At 60.7% G+C, this 22,942-nt stretch carries 16 protein-coding genes, 1 tRNA gene and 1 pseudogene; 6 read left to right on the forward strand and 12 right to left on the reverse strand.

The annotated features are described in order from the left end of the window. Window position 1 precedes the first annotated feature (1 nt). Window positions 2–1,468, reverse strand: a complete 1,467-nt coding sequence (locus tag X739_RS141815) for an alpha-glucosidase/alpha-galactosidase (RefSeq protein WP_023772771.1) — start codon at window positions 1,466–1,468, stop codon at window positions 2–4. A 249-nt stretch (window positions 1,469–1,717) separates the two neighbouring features. Here X739_RS141815 and X739_RS141810 point away from each other — a divergent pair, with 249 nt between their 5' ends. After that, complete coding sequence (locus tag X739_RS141810; RefSeq protein WP_084056461.1) at window positions 1,718–2,593, forward strand: AraC family transcriptional regulator; 876 nt, start codon at window positions 1,718–1,720, stop codon at window positions 2,591–2,593. A 17-nt stretch (window positions 2,594–2,610) separates the two neighbouring features. Here the strand turns inward: X739_RS141810 and X739_RS141805 are convergent, their stop codons facing one another. The 5 genes from X739_RS141805 to X739_RS141785 all read right to left on the reverse strand — a co-directional run bounded on the left by X739_RS141805 (window position 2,611) and on the right by X739_RS141785 (window position 8,823). Further along, a complete protein-coding gene (locus X739_RS141805; RefSeq protein ID WP_023772769.1) occupies window positions 2,611–4,638 on the reverse strand; it encodes an aldo/keto reductase in 2,028 nt (675 codons plus the stop codon). Window positions 4,639–4,674: 36 nt separating this feature from the next. Next, a complete protein-coding gene (gene ugpC, locus X739_RS141800; protein ID WP_023772768.1) occupies window positions 4,675–5,754 on the reverse strand; it encodes a sn-glycerol-3-phosphate ABC transporter ATP-binding protein UgpC in 1,080 nt (359 codons plus the stop codon). 8 nt (window positions 5,755–5,762) lie between these two features. Continuing rightward, window positions 5,763–6,599 carry a carbohydrate ABC transporter permease gene (locus X739_RS141795; RefSeq protein WP_023772767.1) on the reverse strand — a complete coding sequence of 279 codons (837 nt, stop codon included), beginning with the start codon at window positions 6,597–6,599 and terminating at the stop codon, window positions 5,763–5,765. After that, a complete protein-coding gene (locus X739_RS141790) occupies window positions 6,596–7,456 on the reverse strand; it encodes a sugar ABC transporter permease (RefSeq protein WP_023772766.1) in 861 nt (286 codons plus the stop codon). Before X739_RS141790 ends, X739_RS141795 begins: the two co-directional genes overlap by 4 nt. A 95-nt stretch (window positions 7,457–7,551) precedes the next feature. Then, window positions 7,552–8,823, reverse strand: a complete 1,272-nt coding sequence (locus tag X739_RS141785; protein WP_023772765.1) for an ABC transporter substrate-binding protein — start codon at window positions 8,821–8,823, stop codon at window positions 7,552–7,554. 104 nt (window positions 8,824–8,927) lie between these two features. Between X739_RS141785 and X739_RS141780 the strand changes: the two genes are divergently transcribed. The 3 genes from X739_RS141780 (at window position 8,928) to X739_RS141770 (ending at window position 11,572) form a co-directional block, all read left to right on the forward strand. Next, the gene (locus tag X739_RS141780) at window positions 8,928–9,800 is read left to right on the forward strand and encodes a helix-turn-helix domain-containing protein (RefSeq protein WP_031248028.1); all 873 of its coding nucleotides are present in this window, start codon (window positions 8,928–8,930) and stop codon (window positions 9,798–9,800) included. 173 nt (window positions 9,801–9,973) lie between these two features. Beyond that, window positions 9,974–10,049: transfer RNA gene (locus X739_RS141775), tRNA-Phe, on the forward strand. 212 nt (window positions 10,050–10,261) lie between these two features. Further along, a complete protein-coding gene (locus tag X739_RS141770) occupies window positions 10,262–11,572 on the forward strand; it encodes an integrase arm-type DNA-binding domain-containing protein (protein ID WP_023795663.1) in 1,311 nt (436 codons plus the stop codon). Window positions 11,573–11,836: 264 nt separating this feature from the next. Here X739_RS141770 and X739_RS141765 read toward each other — a convergent pair whose 3' ends face one another. Further along, a complete protein-coding gene (locus tag X739_RS141765) occupies window positions 11,837–13,147 on the reverse strand; it encodes a type II toxin-antitoxin system HipA family toxin (RefSeq protein WP_031252301.1) in 1,311 nt (436 codons plus the stop codon). Window positions 13,148–13,159: 12 nt separating this feature from the next. Beyond that, complete coding sequence (locus tag X739_RS1000000167200) at window positions 13,160–13,456, reverse strand: helix-turn-helix domain-containing protein (protein ID WP_023795665.1); 297 nt, start codon at window positions 13,454–13,456, stop codon at window positions 13,160–13,162. Window positions 13,457–14,054: 598 nt separating this feature from the next. On the opposite strand from X739_RS1000000167200, the gene X739_RS141760 reads away from it, so the two are divergent. Beyond that, window positions 14,055–15,134 (forward strand): MBL fold metallo-hydrolase, encoded by a 1,080-nt coding sequence (locus X739_RS141760; RefSeq protein WP_023795666.1) that lies wholly within the window; start codon window positions 14,055–14,057, stop codon window positions 15,132–15,134. A 32-nt stretch (window positions 15,135–15,166) separates the two neighbouring features. Further along, window positions 15,167–15,943, forward strand: coding sequence for a hypothetical protein (locus X739_RS0135245; RefSeq protein WP_156939948.1), 777 nt, complete (start codon window positions 15,167–15,169; stop codon window positions 15,941–15,943). Window positions 15,944–16,026: 83 nt separating this feature from the next. Here the strand turns inward: X739_RS0135245 and X739_RS141755 are convergent, their stop codons facing one another. The 4 genes and pseudogenes from X739_RS141755 to X739_RS1000000169515 all read right to left on the reverse strand — a co-directional run. Next, complete coding sequence (locus X739_RS141755) at window positions 16,027–17,604, reverse strand: DUF6030 family protein (RefSeq protein WP_156939950.1); 1,578 nt, start codon at window positions 17,602–17,604, stop codon at window positions 16,027–16,029. A 21-nt stretch (window positions 17,605–17,625) separates the two neighbouring features. Further along, on the reverse strand, window positions 17,626–21,093 hold the full coding sequence (locus X739_RS141750) for an AAA family ATPase (protein ID WP_023795669.1): 3,468 nt from the start codon (window positions 21,091–21,093) through the stop codon (window positions 17,626–17,628). Beyond that, entirely contained in the window at window positions 21,090–22,349 is a 1,260-nt protein-coding gene (locus tag X739_RS141745; protein WP_023795670.1) for an exonuclease SbcCD subunit D, read from the reverse strand. The genes X739_RS141750 and X739_RS141745 overlap by 4 nt, the downstream gene beginning before the upstream one ends. A 252-nt stretch (window positions 22,350–22,601) precedes the next feature. Next, window positions 22,602–22,787, reverse strand: a pseudogene (locus X739_RS1000000169515) (transposase); the annotation flags it as partial. Window positions 22,788–22,942 lie beyond the last annotated feature (155 nt).

A 22,942-nucleotide genomic window follows, 5' to 3' on the forward strand; every position in this document is an offset into this window, starting at 1 on the left:
CTCAGACGGCCTGTTTCAGCGCGGCTTTTTCGGCGCGCAGTTCCTCGATCGAGCGCACGCTTCGCCGAGCGGCACCGGCCCATTCCCGCGTCTTGACGGTGGATTTCGACAGCCTCTCCTTGGCTGCCGGAACCGCGTGGGCATATTGCGGCAGCCATTGCGCCTGGGCGACGACCATTTCGTCGACCATCTGCCAGACCTCCTCCGGCGTCGACACCGCGCCGACCAGCGGGTCATGCAGCACGGCAAGCTTCAGAAGATCGATGTCGCCAGATATAGCGGCGTGGACCGACATGCGCTGGACGTTGATCGAGGCCATGCAAGTAGCGGCACAGGCTTCCGGCAAGGTGATGCCGGCGGCCATGTTGATGCCGAAACGGTCGACGAAACCGGGTGACTCGATGATGGCGTCCCGTGGCAGATTGGTGATCACGCCCTCATTCCTGACGTTGAAGTGGCCACGATAGACGCGGTTGGTTTCCAGCGCCTCCAATATGTGGCTGGCATGCTCGTTGGAGCGCTTTGACGCGTCGATCGGTTTCGACGCCGCTTCGAGGAATTGCGGATACTCGGTCTCGAACCAGTTGCGGGTTTCCGTGGAATAGCGGAGGTAGCCGCCCGTCTCGCCATGGATCCAGTCGGACATGTCGATCCAGCGCGTGATCTCGTCGGGGCGCTTGCGGTACCAAGGCAGATATTCGGAGAGATGGCCGTTGCTTTCGGTCGAATAGACGCCGAAGCGCTTCAGCACATCGATGCGCAGCTTTTCCTGCTGGGAATAGACCGGATGTGCCTCGAAGGCGGCAATTAGCTCATCCCTATCGATCTTGCGGCCGTTCAGCCGCAAATCGATAAACCAGGTCTGGTGGTTGATGCCGGAACAGACATAGTCGAGTTCCCGCGGCGATTTCGCGCCCAGCACCTCGGCGATCTGTTCGGCGCCGTGCTGGACGCCATGGCAGAGACCGACCGTGTCGACCTTACCGTATTCGATCGCCGCCCAGGTGTTCATCGCCATCGGGTTGGCATAGTTGAGGAATTTGGCGTTGGTGTCGGCGACTTCGCGGATATCCTTGCAGAAATCCAGGATCACCGGAATGTTGCGCTGACCATAAAGAATACCGCCGGCGCAGATCGTGTCGCCGACGCATTGGTCGATGCCGTATTTCAAGGGAATGCGGATATCATCGGCATAGGCTTCGAGGCCGCCGACCCGCACGCAGCTGATGATGTAGCGCGCGCCCTCGAGTGCCTCGCGGCGGTCGGTCGTCGCGGTCACCCGCGTTGGCAGTTTGTTCGCCTTGACGATCCTGTCGAGGATCGCCTTGATCATCGCAAGATTGTGCTCGCTGACATCGGTCAGCGCGAATTCAATGCCCTTGAATTCCGGCACGCACAGAATGTCAGTGAACAGCTTCTTGGTGAAACCGACGCTGCCGGCGCCGATAATAGCGATTTTGAAACTCATCACCTTCACCTCGGTCCAATCGAATGCTAGGCAGGGAGCAGCAAGGGAAGAAAATTGGCCACACGCCTTTTGGGCGCATGCCGTTCAAGCCGGAATCCGGCTTTTCTCTCCTCCCGCCCGCTCCTCGTTCGCGGGTTATTCGCGTTCTTCCAGGCGCGATTATGCGCTTATTCGCGGGCGCGACCAGAGAAGGATTATGCTTTCAGGGGTAATTTTGTGCTGCGGGATTTGATCGCCAACGGAGAGTCGATGCGGACGGTGTCGCTGCCGCGCGGCCGCCAGCGCCTGCATGCCATGCCGACGAGCACGGGCTATGAGGTGCGCGAGGACGTGACCTATGATTGGGACGGCCGAAAGCGCGGTCAGACACCGTTCACCGTCCTGCAGCATACGATCGGCGGTACCGGCCGGTTGCGCTACGAAAACCGCGATTACCGCCTGCAGACGAACGACACGCTGCTGGTGCTGGTGCCGCACAACCACCGCTACTGGCTGGCCAGGGGCGAGCGCTGGGAATATTTCTGGATCTCGATGAACGGCGAGGAGGCGTTGCGCGTCCACAAGTCGATCCTCGACGTGTCCGGACCGGTCTTTCGGCTGCAGCCGGCGACGATCGATCATCTCGCCGATTGCAGTCTGCGTCTTATCAAAGGGGCCGCTTCCCCAGGCGCTGCTTCGGCCATCGCCTACGAGGCGGCGATGGCGCTCTACGACGATGTGTTCGGCTCGCACGCCTTTGCCGAAAAACAGAGCGCCATGCAGCCGGTCATCAATCATATCAACGCTAATCTCGACAAAGCCCTGCCGGTGGCGGACCTGGTCCAGATCAGCGGGCTGAGCCGGGCTCATTTTTCGCGCTGCTTCGCCGAAAGCGAAGGCTTGCCGCCCGCCGAGTTCGTTCTGCAGCAGCGGCTGCAGCGGGCGGCGAAACTGCTGACCAAGGCGGACTTCCTGCCGGTGAAGGAAGTGGCCATCCTGTGCGGTTTCGAGGACGCGAATTATTTTTCCAAGGTCTTTCGCCGCCTCTATGGCACGACGCCCAGCCAGTTCCGCACCACCGGCATGTATGCCAGCTTGCGAACGCCAGCCAGGCGCGGCGCCAGGGTGTCGGACGACGAGACCTGACGCCGCTTGAGACCTAATCAGGCCGCGTGCAGGCTGCCGCCGTCCAGCCACTCGAGTTCGGCCGGCGAAAGCGCAATGTCCAGCGCCCGCAGGCTGTCGTCCAGTTCGCCCAGCGTGCGCGGCCCGATCAACGGGACCGATGGGAAAGGCTGGTTGAGGACATAGGCCAGCGCAATATGGATCGGGCTCTTGCGCAGCCTGGCGGCGAGTTCGATCGCCCGGTCGCGGCGGCCGAAATTGCGCTCGGAGTACCAGACCCGCACCAGTTCCTCGCTGTCCAGCCTGTCGCGCCCGGCGCGGTCGGTGAAGAAGCCGCGCCCCTGGCTCGACCAGGCGAAGTTCGGCATCTGCCTGGATGTCAGCCAGGCTTTCCAGTCGTCGGTGGAGGAGGTGATGCAGCCGGCCCAGATCGGCTCCAGCATTTCGGCCAGCGAAAAATTGTTGGAGAGCGCGCCGGGCTTCTGCTTGCCGGTTCGCTCGGCATAGGCGATGGCCTCGTCCATGCGCTGCATCGTCCAGTTGGAGCCGCCGAAGGGACCGCGAATGCGCCCGGCCTTCACCTCGCGGTCCATGGCGTCGACGAACTCGCCGACCGGCACGTCCGGATTGTCGCGATGCATGAAATAGATGTCGACATGGTCGGTCTGCAGGCGGTCGAGCGACTGAGCAAGCTGCTTTGCGATTACGTCGGGATAGCAGAGCGGCGAGTGCGCGCCTTTGGCGATGATCACCGACTGCTCGCGCACGCCACGGTTCCCCAGCCATTGGCCGAGCAACGTCTCGGTGTAGCCTCCGCCATAGACGTAGCCGGTGTCGAACAGATTGCCGCCAGCCTCGAAAAAGGCATCGAGCAGGATAGACCCGGAAGAGAAGGTGCGGAAATCCTCGAAGCCGAGCGCCACCACGGAGGTCGGTTTCGGCAGGCCCGGAATGGTGCGCTTGCCGATCGCGGTGCCGCCGTGCCGCAGAGGTCGGCCGGAGATGGTGTCGGTGCGCAGCGAGGCCTTCTCGATCTCGTACTCCAGCCCCACCGCCGCGCGCCATCTGTCGAGCACGCGCAAGGTGCCGAGGCTGTCGGCCCAGCCCATGCCCGGCCAGGCGAATTCCTGCCGCCCGGCGCGGATCGCCTCACCGGCGGCATCGACCTCGAAGGAATAGACATGGCGCTGCTCGTTGACGCTGATGGTCTCTTCGGCGTCGTCGGCGCCGATCACGTTGATCCGGCCGAGGCCGACATCGCGGTCGCCGCCGGCGAACCAGAAGTCCGGCACCTCGATGCGGCCCCTGGTGCCGAAGATGCGCAGGACGTTGTCCTGGTTTAGCGAGATACTGCAGGAAACCTCGGCGACGATGCCACCGGGGAAATGCAGGACAGCGGAGGCCCATTCGTCGACGCCGGACTGGCCAAGGTGGGCGGCGCCCACCACCTTGTCGGGTTCGGCGAATGGCTCTCCCGCGGCAGCGCCGGCAATGAGGCGCACCATCGACACGGGATAGCCGCCGACGTCGAGGATGCCGCCGCCGGCGAGGTCGTTGGCGTAGAGCCGGTGCTCCGGCATGAAATCAGGCATGGCGAAGCCGAAGCTCGACTTGATCATCCTGATCTCGCCGATGACGCCAGACTTGATCAGATCCACCAGTTGCAGCGTCTGCGGATGCAGCCGGTACATGAAGGCTTCGCCGAGAAAGGTGCCGGCCTTGCGCGCCGCATGCATCATGGCGTCGGCCTCGAACGCGGTCAGCCCGAGCGGCTTTTCGCAAAGCACGTGTTTTCCGGCTTCCGCCGCCCTGATCGCCCATTGCGCGTGGCCGGGATGCGGAACCGCGATATAGATCGCGTCGATTTCCGGATCGGCGAGAAGAGCGTCATAACCGTCGAGGATGCGGGCGCCGGGAAAGCTCTCGGCCAGACCCGGTTTGCCGGGGTTGCGCGCGCCGATGGCAACCACTTTCCCGGTGCGCGAACCGGCGACGCCATCGGCAAAGGCCTTGGCAATGCCGCCCGGCCCAAGAATCCCCCAGCGAATGGGCGTTGATACAGTCATGTCATTCTCCTTGCGGGCTTGGAAAGGGGCGGCCGGTCAGCGCAGCCGCAGCCCCTTTTCGTCGAACAGGTATGATTTGCGGATGGAAACGGTGACCTCGGAGGTGTCGGGAACCTTTGCCGCGTCGCGCTGGATCACCACATCCTCGCCATGGGTCGTTCGGGCATAGAGGAAGCTCGTGCCGCCCAAATGCTCGACCACGTCGATGGCGGCGGTCAGGTCGGCGTCGCCTTCACCGGCGCTGCCAAAATGTTCCGGCCGCACGCCGACGATGACTTTGCTACCCAGTTCAGGCCCTGCGCATTTCAACGGTTGCGTGATACGGGTCTTCTCCTCGCCCGCCAGCTCGACCACGACCCCTTTTTCATCACGCCCGACAATATGGGCCTTGATGAAATTCATCTTAGGCGAACCGACAAAGCCGGCCACGAACATATTGTCGGGATTGTCATAGAGTTCCAGCGGCCTGCCGATCTGCTCGATATGGCCGGCGCGCAGCACGACGATCCGGTCGGCCAGCGTCATCGCCTCGGTCTGGTCGTGGGTGACATAGACCATGGTGGCGCCGAGTTCCTTGTGCAGCCTTGAAATCTCGACCCGCATCTGGACACGCAGTTCGGCATCGAGATTGGAGAGCGGCTCGTCGAACAGGAACACTTGCGGCTCGCGCACGATGGCGCGGCCGATGGCGACACGCTGGCGCTGGCCACCGGAAAGTTTCTTCGGACGACGATCCATCAATTCGCTGATGCGCAGGATCTCGGCCGCGCGCTTCACCCGCCGCTCGGTATCGGCCTTGGGGTTGCCGGTCATGCGCAGCCCGAATGAGAGGTTCTGCTCGACGCTCATATGCGGATAGAGCGCGTAGGACTGGAACACCATGGCGATGCCGCGGTCGGCCGGCTCGACATCGTTGACCACCTTACCGCCGATGGCGATCTCGCCGCCGCTGATGTCCTCCAGCCCCGCGATCATCCTGAGCAGCGTGGACTTGCCGCAGCCCGACGGGCCGACGAAGACGACGAACTCGCCATCGGCGATGTCGATGTTGGCGCCGTGGACGACCTCGAAGGCACCGAAGCGCTTGGCGACATTGGTGAGTGTGACGGTTGCCATTCTGCCCCTTACTTGACCGCGCCGGCGGCGATGCCGGCGATGAAATGACGCTGCAGGAGCACGAAGACGATGAGCATCGGCACGGTCAGCATGACCGCGCCCGCCATGATGCCGCCCCACGACACCTTGGTCAGGCCGATCAGCGTGCCAAGCGCCACGGGTGCTGTCATCGAACCCGGCTGGCTGTTGATCAGAAGTGGCCATAGATAGTTGTTCCAGGAGGCGAGGAACAGGATGATGCAGAGCGCCGCCAGCATCGGCCGCGCCAGCGGCAAGGCGATGAAGACGAAGATCCGCCACTCCTTGACGCCCTCGACGCGGGCGGCATCGAACAGATCGTCCGGCATCATCGAAAAACTCTGGCGCATGAACAGCACGCCCAGCGAATTGAACAGCGGCGGCACGATCAGCGCCACCCAGGTGTTGGCAAGCTTGAAGTCGCGCGCCACCATGATGAATTGCGGGATCAGCACCACCGCATAGGGCAGCGTGATGGTGCCCAGGATGATGGCCACGACCACGCTTTTGCCGAAGAATTGGTAGCGGGCCAGCGCCCAGCCGGCCATCGAGGTCAAAAGCACCGACAAGACGGTGTAGGTCACCGCCACGCAAATGGAAATGACGATGGCGCCGACGAAGTCTGTGTCGCGCTGCAGATTGTTGAAATTGTCGACGAAATTGCCGCGCGGCAACAGTTCGATGCCCGGACTGAATATGCCGTTGTCGGGCATGGTCGAGAACACCACCATCATCCACAGCGGAAACAACCAGATCAGCGCCAGCGGGGTCAGGAACAGGTGCAGTGCGATGCTTCGTTTCAGTCTTGCCGACGAGAGCGAACTCATTTCGGTTCCCTCGTCAGCCATAGCTGCACCAGCGTGATGGCGATCGCCAGCCCGGCCATGGTGTACGCGACGGCAGAGGCATAGCCGAAATTAAGCGAGCGGAAGCCCTGGCGGTAAAGCAGCAGACCGAGCGTCTCGGTGCCGCCGCCCGGCCCGCCGCGCTCCGTGATCAAGAACGGCTCGGTGAACAATTGCATGGTGCCGATGATCGACAGCACGGCGCAGAAGACGATGACCGGCTTCAACAGCGGCAGGGTGATGTAGAAGAATTGCTTGAGCTTGCTTACCCGGTCGAGCGTCGCTGCCTCGTAGACATCCTCGGGTATGGACTGCATGCCGGCCAGCAGGATGATGGCGTTGTAGCCGGCCCAGCGCCAGGTGACCGCGATCATGATCAGCGCCATGGCCGGCGTGACATTGGAAAACCAGTCGACCTTGGGCAGGCCGATGCCGTTCAGGAGCTTGTTGACGATCCCGAAATCGAGGCTGAACATCAGCCGGAACACCGCCGAATAGGCGACCTCGCCGACCACCACCGGGGCGAAGAAGGCGAAGCGGTAGAGGCCGCGCGCCTTGAGCAGCGGCGAATTCAGAAGCACCGCCATCACCATGGCCAGCGCGATCATCACCGGAACCTGGATGACGAGGATGAGCAGCGTGTTCTTCAGCGCGTTAAAGAAGGCGGGGTCGCCGATCAGCCGGCCCCAGTTGAAACCGGGCGCGAAGCGCCACGGCACGGTGCGTGTCGCCTGGAACGAGATCAGGAACGAGGAGATGATCGGCCACACCCAGAAGATGGCGAAGATCAGGAGATAGGGCGTAAGGAAGCGATAGGCCGTGGCATTGCGGTCGCGCATCTTTTTGTCCTCCTTCATCCCTGGTGTTGAAAGCAAGCGTGCAAGCGGCGGGTCCAGGACGGCATAGCTGCCATCCCGGACCCCGTCCTGGGAGGTCAGGACTTGACAGGCAGCCCAGTCGCCGAGGCGATCTGGCTGGCGGCATCGTCGAGTGCCGCCTTGGCGTCGGGATATCCGCCGGCGAGGTATTTGGTCTGCACCGCGCGCACGATGATCTCGGCATCGCTCTGGAACTGCGTGCCGCGGCTCGGAACGACCTTGGGCAAGGTGCCCAGAATATCCTTCCACACCGCCTGGCCGCCCCAGTAGGGCTGGCCCTGGCTGACGTAAGGGTCGTTCAGGGCCGAGACCAGCGATGGGACGAGGCCGAACTCCTTCAGCATGGTGATCTGGCCTTCATTGGTGCCGAGGGTGTATTTCAAATACTCGTAGGCCGCTTCCTTGTTCTTCGATGCCGAAGTGATGGCGAGCGACGAGCCGCCGAGATTGGCGGCGCGCGGCCCGTCCGCTGTCAGGCTCGGCATCAGGTAGACGCCCCATTTGCCGTTTTCGCCGGCCGATTCGGTGCGGATGGTGCCTTCGTACCAGCCGCCATAGACCTGGGTGGCGACGGTGCCGGCGGTGTTGTTGGTGATCTTGGTGCCCCAGTCGGCCGACGAGACGATGCCCGCGTCCTTCATCTCCTTGACCTTGGTCATGGCGTCGACGCATTTGGGCTGGTTGACCGTGATCGACTGGCCGTCCTCGGCGAAATAGGCGCAGCCCTGTTCGTTGGAGATCATGCGGAAGAATTCACTATCGCCGTTGAAATCGGCATTGGTCATCGAGACCCCTGGATTGGCGGCCTGGATCTTCTTGCCGGCGGCGATGAAATCGTCCCAGGTCTTGATCGATGCCGGGTCGACGCCCGCCTTTTCATAGAAATCGCGGCGATAGAAGGCGGCGACCGGGCCGGAATCCCACGGCATGGCATAGGCCTTGTCGCCGACTTCGAGTTCGGTACGCTTGAAATCGGGGAATTTCTTCTGGTCTTCCGCCGTGTAGCCCAACGTGTGCAGGTCGACGAAACAGTCGGGGAACTGGCTCCAGTAATTCTCGGCCTCGCCGTTCTCGATGGTCACGATATCGGGCAGGCCGACGCCGCCGGCCGCGCATCCGGCGATCGACTTGTCATAGGTCGGCTGGTTGCCGAGATCCTGGACCGTTACCTTGATGTCGGGACGGACCTTGTTGAAACCGGCAACCGTTGCCTTCAGCGACGAGGCGGCGATGTTCCAGCTCCAGATGGTGATTTCGCCGGATTGCGCGAGGGCCGGGGCTGAGCCCAAGACAAGCGCGAGCGCGGCGCAGGACAGTGTGATGCGCATTGAAATCCTCCCATTTCATTTGCTCTCTCTGCGAGCCTGGCTAGACTAGGCACCGGCAAAGGCCTGTCCCCGACAAAGGGAATACGAAATTGGCGGAAAGTAAGATGCCCGAACGGCCGTTTTACCAGCCTGGTGCCAGCAGCGTGGAAGGCCTGCCGCTGTTGTTGCAGATGTTCCACACCAATCCGCTGGTGATGCTGAAGCCGCATTGGCATGCCCAGGTCGAGGTGAATTTCATCGTCCGCGGCTCCGTCCACTACCGCATGGACGAGCACGAAATCTCGCTCTCGGCCGGCGAGATGTGCCTGTTCTGGGGCGGCTTGCCGCACCAAATGGACGATTTGAGCGACGACGCCGTCTATGCCGGCGCGCACCTGCCGCTGGTGCATTTCTTCCGGCTTCACCTGCCGGCGGATATACGCCACCGGCTGATGACGGGCGCGACGCTGGTGACTAGCGCCACCGATCAATCCGACAACGACAATTTCGCCCGCTGGAACCGCTACGCCCGTTCGGGCGATCCGGCCAAGACCGAGCATGCCGTCAACGAACTCCTGCTGCGGCTGGAGCGGGTGCGGTTCGAGCCCTATCGGCTGGTGCCGGAAAACGCCGCCGGGCAGGAGGCGGGCAGCACCTTCGACCAGCAGTCCTCACGCAATGTCGGGCGCATGTGCGATTTCATCGCCGAAAATTTCCTCTACGACATCGATTGCATGAACATAGCGGCCGCCGCCGATATCCACCCCAAATACGCCATGAACCTGTTCAAGAAATCAACCGGCATGACGCTCAACGAATATGTCAACCTGTTGCGGCTGAGCTATGCGCAGGCGCTTCTGATGCATCAGGGCGCCAATGTGCTGCGGGTCGCGATGGACTCAGGCTTCGGCTCGCTCAGCGCCTTCAACAAATCCTTCCGCAAGCTGGCCGGCATGACCCCATCCGACTTCCGCAAGGGGCTGCCAAGCGCCAGATAGGAGGGCGCATGGCATGGAAACCAGCCCATCGGGCGACACTTCTTTTCCTGCGGGAAATCCTCATCTGGGCGCTGGACAGGCCGAATTCCCATGCTATAACCCACGCGCTTTCAAGGGGCGCCCACGGTGCTTTCATTGAAATCCGGAGCGCGAGTGTTCGTTAGCCGGAACAGGCCCAGATAGCTCAGTTGGTAGAGCAGCGGACTGAAAATCCGCGTGTCGGTGGTTCGAATCCGCCTCTGGGCACCATCCCCTCTTCTCCCGACACTCCGTTTAGCCGAACCGTCTACGCTGCAGCTTCTGCAAGCGACTGGAATTATTGATCTTTTGCTGTCGCATTGCGCAATTAGGCGTGACAGAGAGCGCTTCGGGCGCATTTGATCCAACGAGGCGGGGGGATGGTATTTCCGTTGGTATTCGACATCCTGATGGTATCGAAACAGCCAAGGGAGACCTGACGAATGGCCCTATCCGACGTGAAATGTCGAAACGCCCGCCCTGCTTCCAAACTCGCGAAATTGTCTGACGGGGGCGGGCTGCAGCTATGGGTACAGCCCACGGGCTCTCGCCTCTGGCGGCTCGCCTACCGCTTTGACGGCAAGCAGAAACTGCTCGCGCTGGGCAGCTATCCCCTTATCTCTCTCGCCGAGGCACGGGAGGCGCGCGATGATGCTAAAAGGCTCCTGCTAGCTGGCGTCGACCCTGGAAAGGAGCGCAGCTTGCGGAAGGCCGATTCGGCAAAGGACTCCTTTCGCTCAATCGCGGACGAATATGTTGACAAGCTGAAGAAGGAGGGACGTGCCGACCGGACGATCAGCAAGGTCAAATGGCTGCTCGACTTTGCCTATCCGATAATCGGCGACAAGTGCATTCGGGAGATCGAGCCGGCCAGCATCCTTACCGCCCTCCGTCGCGTGGAGGTTCGCGGTCGGTATGAGTCGGCCAGGCGACTGCGCTCCACCATCGGCAGCGTGTTTCGATACGCGATCGCGACCGCACGCGCCGAGACAGATCCGACCTTCGCCCTCAGAGGCGCACTCATCAGTCCGAAGGTAACGTCTCGCGCCGCGATTACCGATCCGAAGGCCTTGGGCGGTTTGCTGAGGGCGATCCATGCATTTGACGGACAGCCTACAACCCGAGCCGGTCTGAAGCTGATAGCGCTGCTGTTTCCCCGCCCAGGCGAGCTTCGCGCCGCTGAATGGGAAGAGTTCGATTTTGAAAGCTCGGTGTGGACGATCCCTGAAGCACGCATGAAAATGCGACGGCCGCACCGCATACCCCTATCAAAGCAAGCGATCAGCGTCCTGACTTCACTGAGAGAAATCTCTGGTGATGGATCGCTGCTGTTTCCTAGTGTTCGATCGGCTTCGCGTCCGATTTCCGACAATACGCTTAACGCCGCACTGCGTCGTATGGGTTATAGCAAGGAAGAAGCTACCGCGCATGGTTTTCGAGCAACGGCATCAACTCTGCTGAACGAATGCGGCAAGTGGCATCCGGACGCGATAGAGCGGCAGCTGGCCCACATTGAGAACAACGACGTTCGGCGCGCCTACGCCCGGGCAGAGCATTGGGACGAGCGCGTCAAGATGATGCAGTGGTGGGCCGATTATCTGGATGAACTCAAGAGCAAAAACCTGCGGGTGATCTCAATCGAGGGACGCCGCAAGCCTGCTGTCCACACACCAACGCGACCATCCACTTTGAACCCAACAGCGTCCGTTCATCAAACGCCGATACAAATCTCCAACCGCCGGAAATCATACTGACCGTCGAAAACGCCACAACTCGACGCCAAATCGTAGGCCCGCATTGTCAGATTTCCTGGAGAGAAAGTTGACCGCGTTCGGCGGGAAGCTGCCGTTCTGCAGCCGACCCCATTTCCGTCATTCAAGCTGCCGATGGCCGGTTCCGAAACCGGCCATCTACCCGGCCCGGAGCCGGGGCGCTATTAGAGCGAGAATCCCGTGGGCAGTGTGCGGTCCGTCCATTTCGCCGGCATTAGTCCGTGGATCCGCTATCCCCGCCCGACTTTAACCTCCACAACCTTCCTCTCCATAGATCCGGGACAAGCCCTTGATGCGCGTCGCGATCGCGTCGACGAGGCGACCAACGATCTCATGGATGATCCCCTCCTGGCGAAGCTCTTGGGCGCACTCCGATGCCGTATCGGGCATCACCGCGAGCTGATGGCGGATCGTCCGCACCGTGTACTCGCTGCCAACCTTTGCTGAGGACGCACAGCGCCCCCAGTGGCGCGGCATGATCTCCTCGATGGGATAGACTCTGTCGATCTTCATCGCCAGTTTAAGGTCGCGCATCTCAGATTGGATCTCTCCCCCGAGGTGCGGCAGAATGGAGGAGATGTCGTAGAGCGGAGCTAGGCGGGCCTCGCCCTGGGCACCGAGCAGCATCGAGTAGTTCTTTGCATGCCCGTCCGTGCCGGCGATGATCCAGTTGAAGACGTTCGCGGCCATGAAGATCTGACGGTCTTGAACGGGGTCGAGGGAGGCCGACAGCACCTTTCTGGAGATCGTCGTGATACCTGGCCCACCCTGGTTCTCGTACTTGAGCGTCGGCATCACCGACAGGGCCTGGCACATGTCCTCCTGATGGATGCGGATGGTCTTGCCGTCGATGTTGCGGCGGTCGTAGCGCTCGATAACGATCGCCTTTTCGCCTGCGAAGTCGAGAACCTGGCTATGTGCAGCGTCCATGCCGAGCTTGGATGCAAGCTGCAGGCAGAAATGCTCGTTCTCGGTATGCCCGTGCAAGTGCGGCAAAGGCGGCTTGAAGATGTGTGTCGTGGGCGTGTCGCCTAGAGGGATCCCCCAGCGATTGCTGCCCTTGTCGAAATGGAACGCCGTCTTTGCCTGCGCACCAGCGAGACTGAACTGACCAGGATCGCCGATTCGCCGGGTCGCTGCACCATCCTTGCGCAGGTCGCGCAGGCGGTCGCCGATCTGAGCCTCGGTGAGCAACTCCACGTTCTCGCCGCGGGAGACCTGGTCGCCACGAGGAAGGAACTGGACGGCGCCGGCGCAGTCGCGGCCGACATTCTTGAGCAGGGCAAACGGGTTTCGCGCGGAGACCTGGAACCTCTGCGCCCATCTGGCGAGGGTCTGCTCATTATCCGGCAGCAGACCCCAGAGGAATGCCTCGACGACCTTGCCCTCGTATGTCCTGGTGATCGTCGGCATGGACAGGGAGAGCGGGATCGCCACCCGGCCCTCCATCCATGCCTGGTGATAGGAGAACGAAAGCTTGCCGCCCTGCAGGTGGTGGAGCCACCCAACCGGTCTGCCAGCGATATAGACGTCGAGGGTGTCGATGGGGTTCACCATGATCATCGTCACCTAGAGCTTGTAGGGAATCTCGTCGTCGTCATCGTCGACATGCCGTTCATCGGCATTATGATGATGATCAGCAGCCAACGTCGGCGCCGGCGGGATCTGAAAGTCCAGCTCCACACCAAGCGTGGTCAGCGCCAGCAGCACGTTGCCGATCTCGGCGCTGGGCTTGCCGTTCTCGATCCACGACACCCACGTCTGCGTGGTGTTGATCATCTTGGCCAAGGCAGCCTGGGACAGGCCGCGCCGGGTGCGGGCCTCCTTGATCAGGATACCAATGTCGCGAGCTGTTCTGATCTTCATGGCCTATACGATTTCTGCTTGAGCTAGCCCGATATAGGACCGTATATGACGGGTGTCAATATACGTTTGTGTATCAATTTACCGCTATATAGGTTCCCATATCGGCAGTCCCCATATACGAGCCGATATAAACTTATTGCGCCATGCAAACATTTTCGGCATGTGCGATCAAACCTTTCGACACGGTACCAAGACCGCGCGCTGGTCGAGAACTGGAACGACGTTGTTTAGGCCGACAACTGACCGGCAGCTTTTGGTTTCCCGGTAGGGTTTAGCTGACTTTGGACGGCTGGCGACTTCCGTCGCGTCGAACGACTTTCGGCCGACAGGCTCTAAAGCCGCAGGTCGTAGGTTCGAGCGCTGCTGCCCGTACCGTTTTTGAATATGTCGCCTCTCGCGATCCAGCCGCTCGATTTGGGGGGCTTTCCGTCCAAGAGAAACGAACGCCCAGCACTTCCATCGACGATCACAGAAAAATATTCAAAATTGTACTTTCGGCTCTTGTATAAGTACCGGCCGCATCACATTTCTTCATCGCATATTTGTGTGGGGTATTTAACTCGCAAGCATTTTGATTTTTTTCGTAGTGGAGGATGGGATGGCTGAATCTTTCGAAATCGATTTTCTGGGCGTCGAAACAAAAAAGAGCGGCGACGCAATTGCCCTTCGCTATGAGCAGAACGCCCAGACCTTTATTCACGTCATCGATGGCGGCTACGCTTCCACCGGCGAGGCGTTGCGCGATCACATCATCGAACACTATGGTGACCCGAAGACCCTGGACCACGTCGTTGCGACCCACAATGACGGGGACCACGCCCGCGGGCTTGTTCCTATTTTGGAACATTTCGAGGTCAAAGCCCTCTGGATGCTTCGTCCTTGGCTCTATGCCCAGGAACTGCTGCCTCGGTTCAAGAATTACAGCAATGTCGACAATCTGCGCGCAGCTCTTCGCACTGCTTATTCGAACCTAGCCGATCTTGAGGACATCGCCATCAAGAAGAGGATCCCGATCTATGAGCCATTCCAGGGCCAACAGATTGGGGCCTTTGTTGTAATGGCACCGACCCGTGCCCGCTTTCTTGACCTGGTCGTCAGTTCCGACAAAACGCCTTTGGCCAAAGTGGAAGCCGCGATACAAGGGTTTAAGGACTTCCTGGTGGAAGCTGCCAAGGCCGCCGTGGCCTACGTCAATGGAGCTTGGGGTGATGAATACTTCCCTGCGTCCGACACCAGTGACGAAAACGAGATGAGCGTAGTGCAATATGCGTTGATCGCCGGCGAAAAAATTCTGCTCACAGCCGACACCGGGCGGGAGGGGCTGGCCGAGGTAGTTGCATACGCCCCGTCTGTCGGCTTGAATCTGCCAGGAGTCGACCGGTTTCAGGTGCCCCATCATGGCGGCCGGCGTAACCTGACGACCGACCTACTGGACAGCATTCTCGGGCCTCGGCTTGAATCGAAGCCAGTCTCGCCGCTGTTCAAGGCCTATATCAGTTCCGCCAAGGCCGATGAAGATCATCCGCGCAAAGTGGTGCAGCGAGCGATGATCCATCGTGGCGCGAGATTGTCGCAAACGGAGGGTAGCGGTATCCACGCAAAATCTTCGAATGTTTCCATGCGCGAGGGCTGGGGACCGATCACGCCCGTGGCGTATCCGGAAGAATACGAGGAATAGGTATGGGTGTCGTGCCAAATGATATCGCGACAATGTTCGACAGCTACGGCAGGCAAGCCCGGCTCTTTCCAGGCCTCCTGACCATCTTTCCGCCGCTGCTTGCCGTCCTGGCGTGGTTTCCGTGGCTGATTGTGTCCAGCATTGGCGCCACGCTTTTGACAGTGGCCACCTCGTGTGGCCTGCTTTATGCTTTGGGATCCTGGGCCCGCACGAAGGGCCGTCGGATCGAGCCGAAGCTGCTGAAGAAGTGGGGCGGGTGGCCGACGACGATCCTACTCCGGCATTCCAGCGAATTAGATCCCCACACACGGAAACGGTACCATCGGTTCCTGGGCGCGGGGCTTCCGGACCTACCCTTTCCGACAGCTGACGCCGAGCGAGCTGATCCCGCGGCTGCGAACGCAGTGTACGATTCCGGCGTGAAATGGCTGAGGGAGCAGACTCGGGGGAAAGACTTCCCGATGGTCAATCGCGAGAATGCCCAGTACGGATTTCGCCGGAACCTGCTTGGGCTCAAGCCCATAGGCATTTTGATCTGCCTGCTTGTGCTGCTGGCCTCGCTGGCTGCGGTTGCTTATACAACCCCCGGCGCGGTCCGTCTGCTTGGGACCCACAATTGGCCGGGTATTGTTACAGCCTTTGGAAGGCTTGGCCCCGCTGTGTTATCGGCACTCGCGATAAACGTGGTGGCCATTTTTGTCTGGTCGCTCGTCGTCACGAAGCGATGGGTCCGGGAAGGAGGCTTCCAATACGCAACCGCACTTCTTGCGAGCTGCGACAAGGCCCCAGCGCCTGCGCCGGACGGTTGAAAAACGGGACCGGGAGCGGTCCGTCTCCTTCCACACGCACGACAGGGGAAAAGCCACCGCACAAATGTCGATGCCGATGCGCCTCATGACTGCCCTCGTTTGATCTCGAATACGCGATCGTACCCACCCTTGATTCCGGTGAATTCATCGCGCCTGAGGGAGACGGCGCCGAAGGGAATGTCGGCCTCGAACGGCTTGAGCGAAGCAATCTGTGGGCTCAGACGCTTAACCGCGTTGAAGCTAACGGCCTGTTCGAGAAGATGCATAGTCTGAGCGGTGAAAAGATTTTCGGCGGCTTCAGCTGTCGCCGGATCATTGATGTTGAGTTTGATCTTTACGGATGTGACGGCGTGCTCAGTGCCGTTGACGTAGTACGCGAGGTTGTTATTCAGTCCGAAGCCATTACCAAGTTCGCGCATAGCACTTTGTGCAAACCACTCATCCTCTAGAGTTTGATGATAGTAGCCGGTCTCGACGCTCATCCCCGCCATGAACTGGATTGCCAGATAAGGCGACCACCCATCTCGCGGCTGCACAACCAACGGCGCGGCTTCCCGCTCTTTCAACGCCAGCAAGGCGGTCAAGGTGTTTTTGAGTTCGGTCTTGTTCGCAGGGCGCGACCACCGGATCGACTTGCGCCACCGTTCCAGTAGGTCGAGATCGCTGCGAATGTGGATGATGGCAAGCCACCGGGCATAAGACACGAGGCTTTTGTCAATGCCAAAAACCGATATCGTCGTGAATGTCTCATTGTAGGCGACGTAAGTTCGCCAGATGTAGAGGAAAGGGAGGAATCCGACCGACAACATCACCGGATTCAGGAATTCCAGCGCCACCGCCCAAGTGGCGGCCTCCCGGCCCGCTTCGACCGACTTCCACACGCTGAACCCGAAATAGGAGAAGCCAATCAGTGCGGACAGATAGCCGAACAGCTTGGCGACCGCGACATGTTCGGGTTTGAGCTTCGCCATTTCCGCCATTAAATAAATGATGGTCACCAGTGGCAGCGCGATCAATTCGACCGGCAGCGAAAAGCTGTAGAGTTCAGTGATAAAAATCAAAACCCCGGTGACGGTTACGATGTCGCGGGTGATTTTACCCAGACCGGCCTTGCGGCTTTTGGCCATAGCGACCTCAAACATCGTCACGAAGGCGAACGTAATCAGCCAGAGAACCGTGGTCTTGAGATTGTCGATTGACCACCAGCCGATACGGTCAAGCAGGTGAATCTCGCCAGTTGCGTACACAGCCGCGATCAGCAGCGGGACAATGAGAACTGGCTGAAAGAATGTCTTGAGAAGCTGGCCCAGGCTGTTCCGTGTTGGCTTGTAATAGGCCACCCACACGATGAATGCCCCGAGCCAGATGAGCGAGGCCCACTCGCGGTTAGAGATTGAGGCGATAAAGCTGTCCATCCGATCAATGAATACGGTCTCTACCTTCGCCGCAACCGCTTCAATCCAGCTTGGTATTTCATCGATAAACTCAAGTCTACGGATGTCCGAGGGCCAGCTCAAACTGAACGATCGGCCGGTTTCAGGATCAATCTCGGCGGCGCTGAAGGGCCGAATTGAGGGCGCAAAGCGGACGCGAAGGCCGGCGCTTGGAATGTCGATTAGACTAGCTAAGGTAAAACATCGAACGGCACGGTATGTCAGCAACGCATCAAATAAAGTCCAATCTCATCCGAGATTATGAATCGCTACGCCAGGCACAACAGTCTTGGCGATCTCGCACAGGTGCTGATGATGCGTGAGGTAGATTACCTGACCGGCACTCGCCATCTCTCCAAACAACCGGAAAACCTCCTCTGACCGGAAATGGTCGAAGGTTTCCATGATGTCGTCGGCAATGAAGGGGACGGAGGGCCGAAACTGAGCGAACTCGTAATATCCTGCAAGCCGCAGGGCCAGATAAAGCTGAAAACGCGCGCCCTTCGACAGCGCGTCCGCGACCTTGGACTGCCCGTCCCGCTGCAATGCGATGAGCACTTCTCCACCCTTCAGGGGTTGCGTTGTCAGGCCAGAGTACTGGCCGCGCGTCATGAGGGCGAATGCGTCCGACGCGCGCTCCATCATCCCAGAGCGATGACGCTCACGGTAGACGCGCAAAGCATTGCCAGCCGACATTATTCCCAATTTCAGCTCGATATAGCGGACGGCCTTTTCCTCGATTTCCAGAAGGACGGTGCGCCGTTCGGCATCTAAGCGGGCAACAGCACTATCGCCGCCAATAGCGTCCAGCTTGTCGGTCGCGCGCGACTGCCGAATGAGCTGATGCTGTATTGCCTCGTCAGAAGCGCGAAGCCGTTGCTCGGCCTCAGCCTTCTCGATTGCGAGACTGTCGAGATCGACGGCATCCAATATCGAACGCGCCTGCTCGAAGCCTTCCACCGCGAGCTCGGACGAAACCTGTTCCTCAAGCTCGGCCACGGCAGTGCGCAGGCGATCCCTGTCGCGCAGCAGTTCGTCGCGTTGCACGACCTCCGCCAGTGTGGCCACGCCAAAGACGCTCAGGACCTCGTTCTTGCGGCGCTCATGCGCCGAAATCTCGGCATCGAGGATCTCCCGCTGATCCTGCAGGCGCTGCAGGTCATTGACGAGGCTTGCCTTGGCCTCGCGCATGCGCTCGGCGCGCTCCAGGCGCTGTGCAAGGCGGATCGCCAGCTGTTCCGGTTCGTCGTCGGCTGCCTCGCCCGCTTCGGCTGCAACGGCGGAAACCTCGACCAGGAAATTGTCCCTGTCGTCCACCATCTTCTCGATGCGCAGCTGCATGGCGTCCCGGGCCTGAAGGCTCTTGGCCAGTTCAGCCAGTTGATCAAGTACGCCGCCCATGCCGGGCACCGAGATGCCGCTCTCCAGCCAGGTGCCCTTGAGCGCTTCGACAATACCGGCCTGCCATTCATCCTCACGTCGCTCCGCGACTTCGACAGCGCGGCGCCTGGCGGCCAGATCCTCTTGCCTTGTGCCAACCGTCTTGAGCGCCTCGGTGCGCTCTGCGTCCACCTTGAATTGTCTCTCAAGAAACAGCTCTGCCACGGCCATGACCGTATCGAGGCTGTCACCAGCATCCGAACCGACGCCGACGCTCGCCAGAGCACCGTTCAACTCCAGGCGTATTTGGCCTTCCTCATCAACCGCCCGCTCGGCTCTCTTGCGGGAAAGCTCGATCTCCTCCCAGGCCGCGAGCGCATCGATGCGGGCAACGATGCGATCCTCGATCAGTTCGATCAGCTGGTCGGGGGATGTTTCCTGGCACGGTCCGAGCAGCTCTCTGGCAGCCGTGCGTATTTCCAGGAGCAAAGTCTCCCGATCTGAGCCGTTGCCGGCAAGTTGGTCGCGCGCATGCGCGATGGTGGCCGCGGTTTCTGCGAGGTTGCGGTTTGTCGTGCGAATCTCGACCAGTTCCCGGGCGTTGGCCAAACGGCCTGCGCCGACACTGTCGTCTCGGGCCAGCGTTGCCGCGAAATCATCCGCCGTTTCCCCAGTCAGGTCATTGCGATGCCTTGCCCAGGCCTCGTCGCGGGCACGCCGAATAACGTCGGCCGTATCATCGTCGGTGACATCGACGGAGGCACGAAGGGCTTCCAGCCGCGCCGAAAGCAAGTCGTAATTGCCCTGGTGCTCGGCAAGACGTTCGGAAAGTACGCCCCTGCTCTTACCGAGTTCTGAGGCCAGCGCCTTCCATGCGCCAAGCCGCCCAGCATTCGGAATAGCGATCCTGGCCAATGCCTGCGCATCTCCCGACCAGGGATGCAAGCGCCCGCTCGCGGCCTGCCATCGAATTGCACCTGCATCTGCGGCCTCACGTGCCGCCTTGGTCTCCCTCATGTGCCCGCTGGCCCTTGCCGTAGACAAAGCCGAAACCAGCCTCGCCCTGGCAGGCTCGGGCACGGCCCGTTCTTCGCTGACCCGCTCGCGTGCCCCCTGGAGCGCATCAGCGGCGGCCGCAGCCTCCTCGCGCGCGACGCGCACGCTGGTAACGATCCCGGATCGCTGCTCGACCATGGTGCGCACCGCGCCAATGGTTGCAGCAGGCAAGAGCAGGTTGGCAGGGTGTGGCTCGGAGGACCTGCCAAGAGCGGCAAGGCAGGTCGCCATGGCATTGTCGAGGATTTGCAGCTCCGTCCTGCGACTTGGCAGGTCGAGGCCGGCCGAGACCTGGCGCACCTTGCGGTCGGCCAGGCCGCGAACCCGTTCGGAGATCGCAAGTATCACCGCGTCCACATCGACCGAGGCGATTTTCGTCGTTACCCGCTCAAGCTCGTCCGCACTCGCGGATAGCCGCGTTCTCAGACTGGCGTCGGTCTCGATCATGTCGGCAACACTGCCGGTCCAGGTCCGTGCCGGTGAAGCGATCTTGGGCAACTCGGCCAGTTGGCCTTGCTTGCGCCGGATATCGGCAAGGATCGGGATCGCGCGAAGATACTTCGCGATGGTGTCGAGCCTGGCCGACAGCACCGACCGTTCGGCGATGCTGCGGTCGTATTTTTCCGTCGCGTCGAGACGCTCGGCTTCAAGGCTCTCATAAGTCGACGCCAAGGTGTCGATCGCGTCTTTACCGGCCTTCAGTTCCGCAAGCCGCTTCTTGAGCAGCGCAAGTTCGGTTCCGTGTGCCTGTTTGCGATAGAGCCTGTCCGCCTCGGCCTCGAGCACGCTTAATGTATCGCTTGCGTGCCCGAGGCCGGCGCTGGCCGTGAATAGCAGCTTGCCCAGGTCGCCGTGCGATTCCAGGATAGATTTTCCACCTGCTTCCAGCGTTTCGTCGTCCAACGAGAACATGGTCTCGTATGCGTCACGAGACAGCCCGGCCAGATGTGCTGATATCGCCATCTCGCTGACCGGTTGGCCATTCGCGTTTAACAATGAGTTGGTGCGCTGTTTCGTGCGTGTAAGCGTGTGCTCCGCGCCGCCGAGTTCGAGCACCCCGCCGATGCGCATCGCGCTATACTCGTGCAGGAAGTTGTAGCGGCTGCGTTCCTCGATGCCGAACAGCAGGTCGAGATAGCCGGCGAGCGCGGTCGACTTGCCGGCCTCGTTCAGGCCGAAGACAATATGCAGGTCGGGACCCGATTCCGGTTTCGGCCCGAAGTCGATCGTCCTGTCGGTGAACTTGCCATAACGGATGAGATCAAGTCGCCGCAGCCTCATTGTGATCCACCGGCCTTGAGGCGGGCGGTAACCAGGTCGGCGCCGTTGGCAAGCACCCTGTCGAGGAACAGCTCCAGCTCAGCCTCGTCCTTGCCGGCGAAATCGCGCCCGTCGGGCGGAAGATCCGCGACCATCTTCTGGACCAACGCCCTCGCCTCGGCGCGAAAGGCTTCCGAGCCGGCATCGGTGCGCATGGACTGAGCGAGTTCGAAAATCGGGTCAGCGGCATTCTCGGAAGTCTGGGATGCGGGTGGAGAGACGTTCAGCTCGAGCTTCTCCACCCAAGTGTCTCCCGTCTGTTCAGCGACCTGCTCAGCTTCTGCGAGCAGCAGGTCGCGGTCACGGATCAGCGCCCAGGACAAGGGTGATGTCCCGGTCAGCCCGAGACGGACCACAAGATGACGGGATTTGACGGAGGCGCGCACATCTTCGAGCGCGGCACGAACTCGCCCTACGACTTCGGACCATTCCACCATTCCAGTCAGGTCGACGCTCACCCGCTCGAATTGCGCGATACTGGTCAGCCTTTCTTCGATCTCAATGGTGCGGTCGTCGCGTATCGTCACCAGCGTGACGGATTTCTCTCCGGCCTCGTTGATGTCCCTGCCCTGCGGTATCCCTGGCATCACCACGGTACTCGCCCCAGGATGGACTTGGCGGACATGGACGTGCCCAAGCGCCCAGTAGTTGAAGCCATGGCTGTGCAGGTCAGCGACGCTGCACGGAGCGTAGACGTCGTGGCCGGGCGATCCGGCCAGGCTCGTATGCATAATGCCGACATTGACCGCGCCCTCACGCGGGGCTGAATATTTGGGCAGCAGACTGTCCGGTGCCTTGGAGCTGGCAAAGCTCAAGCCATGGAACATGACGTCGAGCCCGCCGGCTGTCTGCAGCACGGACTGGGGACGGCCGCTAAAGATTGTGACCGTGTCCGGGAACACCAGCTGTTTCGATATGCGCGATAGGGCGTCATGATTGCCGCGGATCTTGAAAGCCCTGATGCCAGCCTGGTGAAGCCGTGTCATCTGTGTGGCCAGGAAGCGGGCGGTTTTCATCGACGTCTGATCGCCATCGTAGAGATCGCCGGCAATGACCAGCGCATCGACACGTTCCGCAAGGCAGAGATCGACGATCGAGACAAACGCCTGGCGACTGGCGTCTCCGACGAGTTCGGCAAGGTCGCCGTTTCGCATCGCCAGCGAACGCAGTGGCGAGTCGAGATGGATGTCGGCGGTGTGAACGAATCGGAATGCCATCGAGAAGTCTCCGCCCACGAACATACCGATGTTCGATCGCGGCAAGGTAGGAGAATTTCACATCACGCTGAGTTGGCTTTCTACCGCGTTGGGGTGTGATTGCTGAAACTCAGCCGAGCTTGGCAAGGGCAAGACATGAGACTTAGGTTCAGGTATCACAAAATGACAGTCGGCATGTACTAGGCGCTCAAGTGTTGGGCACAGGAAATATTATCGTCTGGCTTAGCCTAGCTCTCGATATTTTCGGCGAAGACTAAAGTCGGGGCTGTAAGGCGGTAGGAAGAGCATTCGCGCGCCGGCCGCTTCGATCGCTTGGCAGGCGGCGGCGACTTTGTGAGCGGGCAGGTTGTCGAGGATGACGATGTCACCAACTCGAAGCGTAGGCGCCAATACATGCTCGGCATAAGCGGCGAACCATTCACCCGTCATCGGTCCGTCGANTTGAAGGTCATCGAGTGACGGTCGAGAAAGCGCCAGATCGTGCTCGGCGCGAACACGACCGCATGCTCCGCCCTCAGAAATTCAGCCAACTCGACCAGTGTGATGTCGTCCTGACCTTCGATCACCGCTAGGATCGTATCCCGGTAGGCTTC

The sequence above is a fragment of the Mesorhizobium sp. LNHC209A00 genome (genome assembly GCF_000502915.1).
Taxonomy (GTDB): Bacteria; Pseudomonadota; Alphaproteobacteria; order Rhizobiales; family Rhizobiaceae; genus Mesorhizobium.

What these genes read in the sequence shown, in the direction of transcription:
- X739_RS141815 (WP_023772771.1), bottom strand. Translation starts at nt 1,468, where the DNA reads ATGAGTTTCAAAATCGCTATTATCGGCGCCGGCAGCGTCGGTTTCACC.
- X739_RS141810 (WP_084056461.1), top strand. Translation starts at nt 1,718, where the DNA reads ATGCGGACGGTGTCGCTGCCGCGCGGCCGCCAGCGCCTGCATGCCATG.
- X739_RS141805 (WP_023772769.1), bottom strand. Translation starts at nt 4,638, where the DNA reads ATGACTGTATCAACGCCCATTCGCTGGGGGATTCTTGGGCCGGGCGGC.
- ugpC (WP_023772768.1), bottom strand. Translation starts at nt 5,754, where the DNA reads ATGGCAACCGTCACACTCACCAATGTCGCCAAGCGCTTCGGTGCCTTC.
- X739_RS141795 (WP_023772767.1), bottom strand. Translation starts at nt 6,599, where the DNA reads ATGAGTTCGCTCTCGTCGGCAAGACTGAAACGAAGCATCGCACTGCAC.
- X739_RS141790 (WP_023772766.1), bottom strand. Translation starts at nt 7,456, where the DNA reads ATGCGCGACCGCAATGCCACGGCCTATCGCTTCCTTACGCCCTATCTC.
- X739_RS141785 (WP_023772765.1), bottom strand. Translation starts at nt 8,823, where the DNA reads ATGCGCATCACACTGTCCTGCGCCGCGCTCGCGCTTGTCTTGGGCTCA.
- X739_RS141780 (WP_031248028.1), top strand. Translation starts at nt 8,928, where the DNA reads ATGCCCGAACGGCCGTTTTACCAGCCTGGTGCCAGCAGCGTGGAAGGC.
- X739_RS141770 (WP_023795663.1), top strand. Translation starts at nt 10,262, where the DNA reads ATGGCCCTATCCGACGTGAAATGTCGAAACGCCCGCCCTGCTTCCAAA.
- X739_RS141765 (WP_031252301.1), bottom strand. Translation starts at nt 13,147, where the DNA reads ATGGTGAACCCCATCGACACCCTCGACGTCTATATCGCTGGCAGACCG.
- X739_RS1000000167200 (WP_023795665.1), bottom strand. Translation starts at nt 13,456, where the DNA reads ATGAAGATCAGAACAGCTCGCGACATTGGTATCCTGATCAAGGAGGCC.
- X739_RS141760 (WP_023795666.1), top strand. Translation starts at nt 14,055, where the DNA reads ATGGCTGAATCTTTCGAAATCGATTTTCTGGGCGTCGAAACAAAAAAG.
- X739_RS0135245 (WP_156939948.1), top strand. Translation starts at nt 15,167, where the DNA reads ATGTTCGACAGCTACGGCAGGCAAGCCCGGCTCTTTCCAGGCCTCCTG.
- X739_RS141750 (WP_023795669.1), bottom strand. Translation starts at nt 21,093, where the DNA reads ATGAGGCTGCGGCGACTTGATCTCATCCGTTATGGCAAGTTCACCGAC.
- X739_RS141745 (WP_023795670.1), bottom strand. Translation starts at nt 22,349, where the DNA reads ATGGCATTCCGATTCGTTCACACCGCCGACATCCATCTCGACTCGCCA.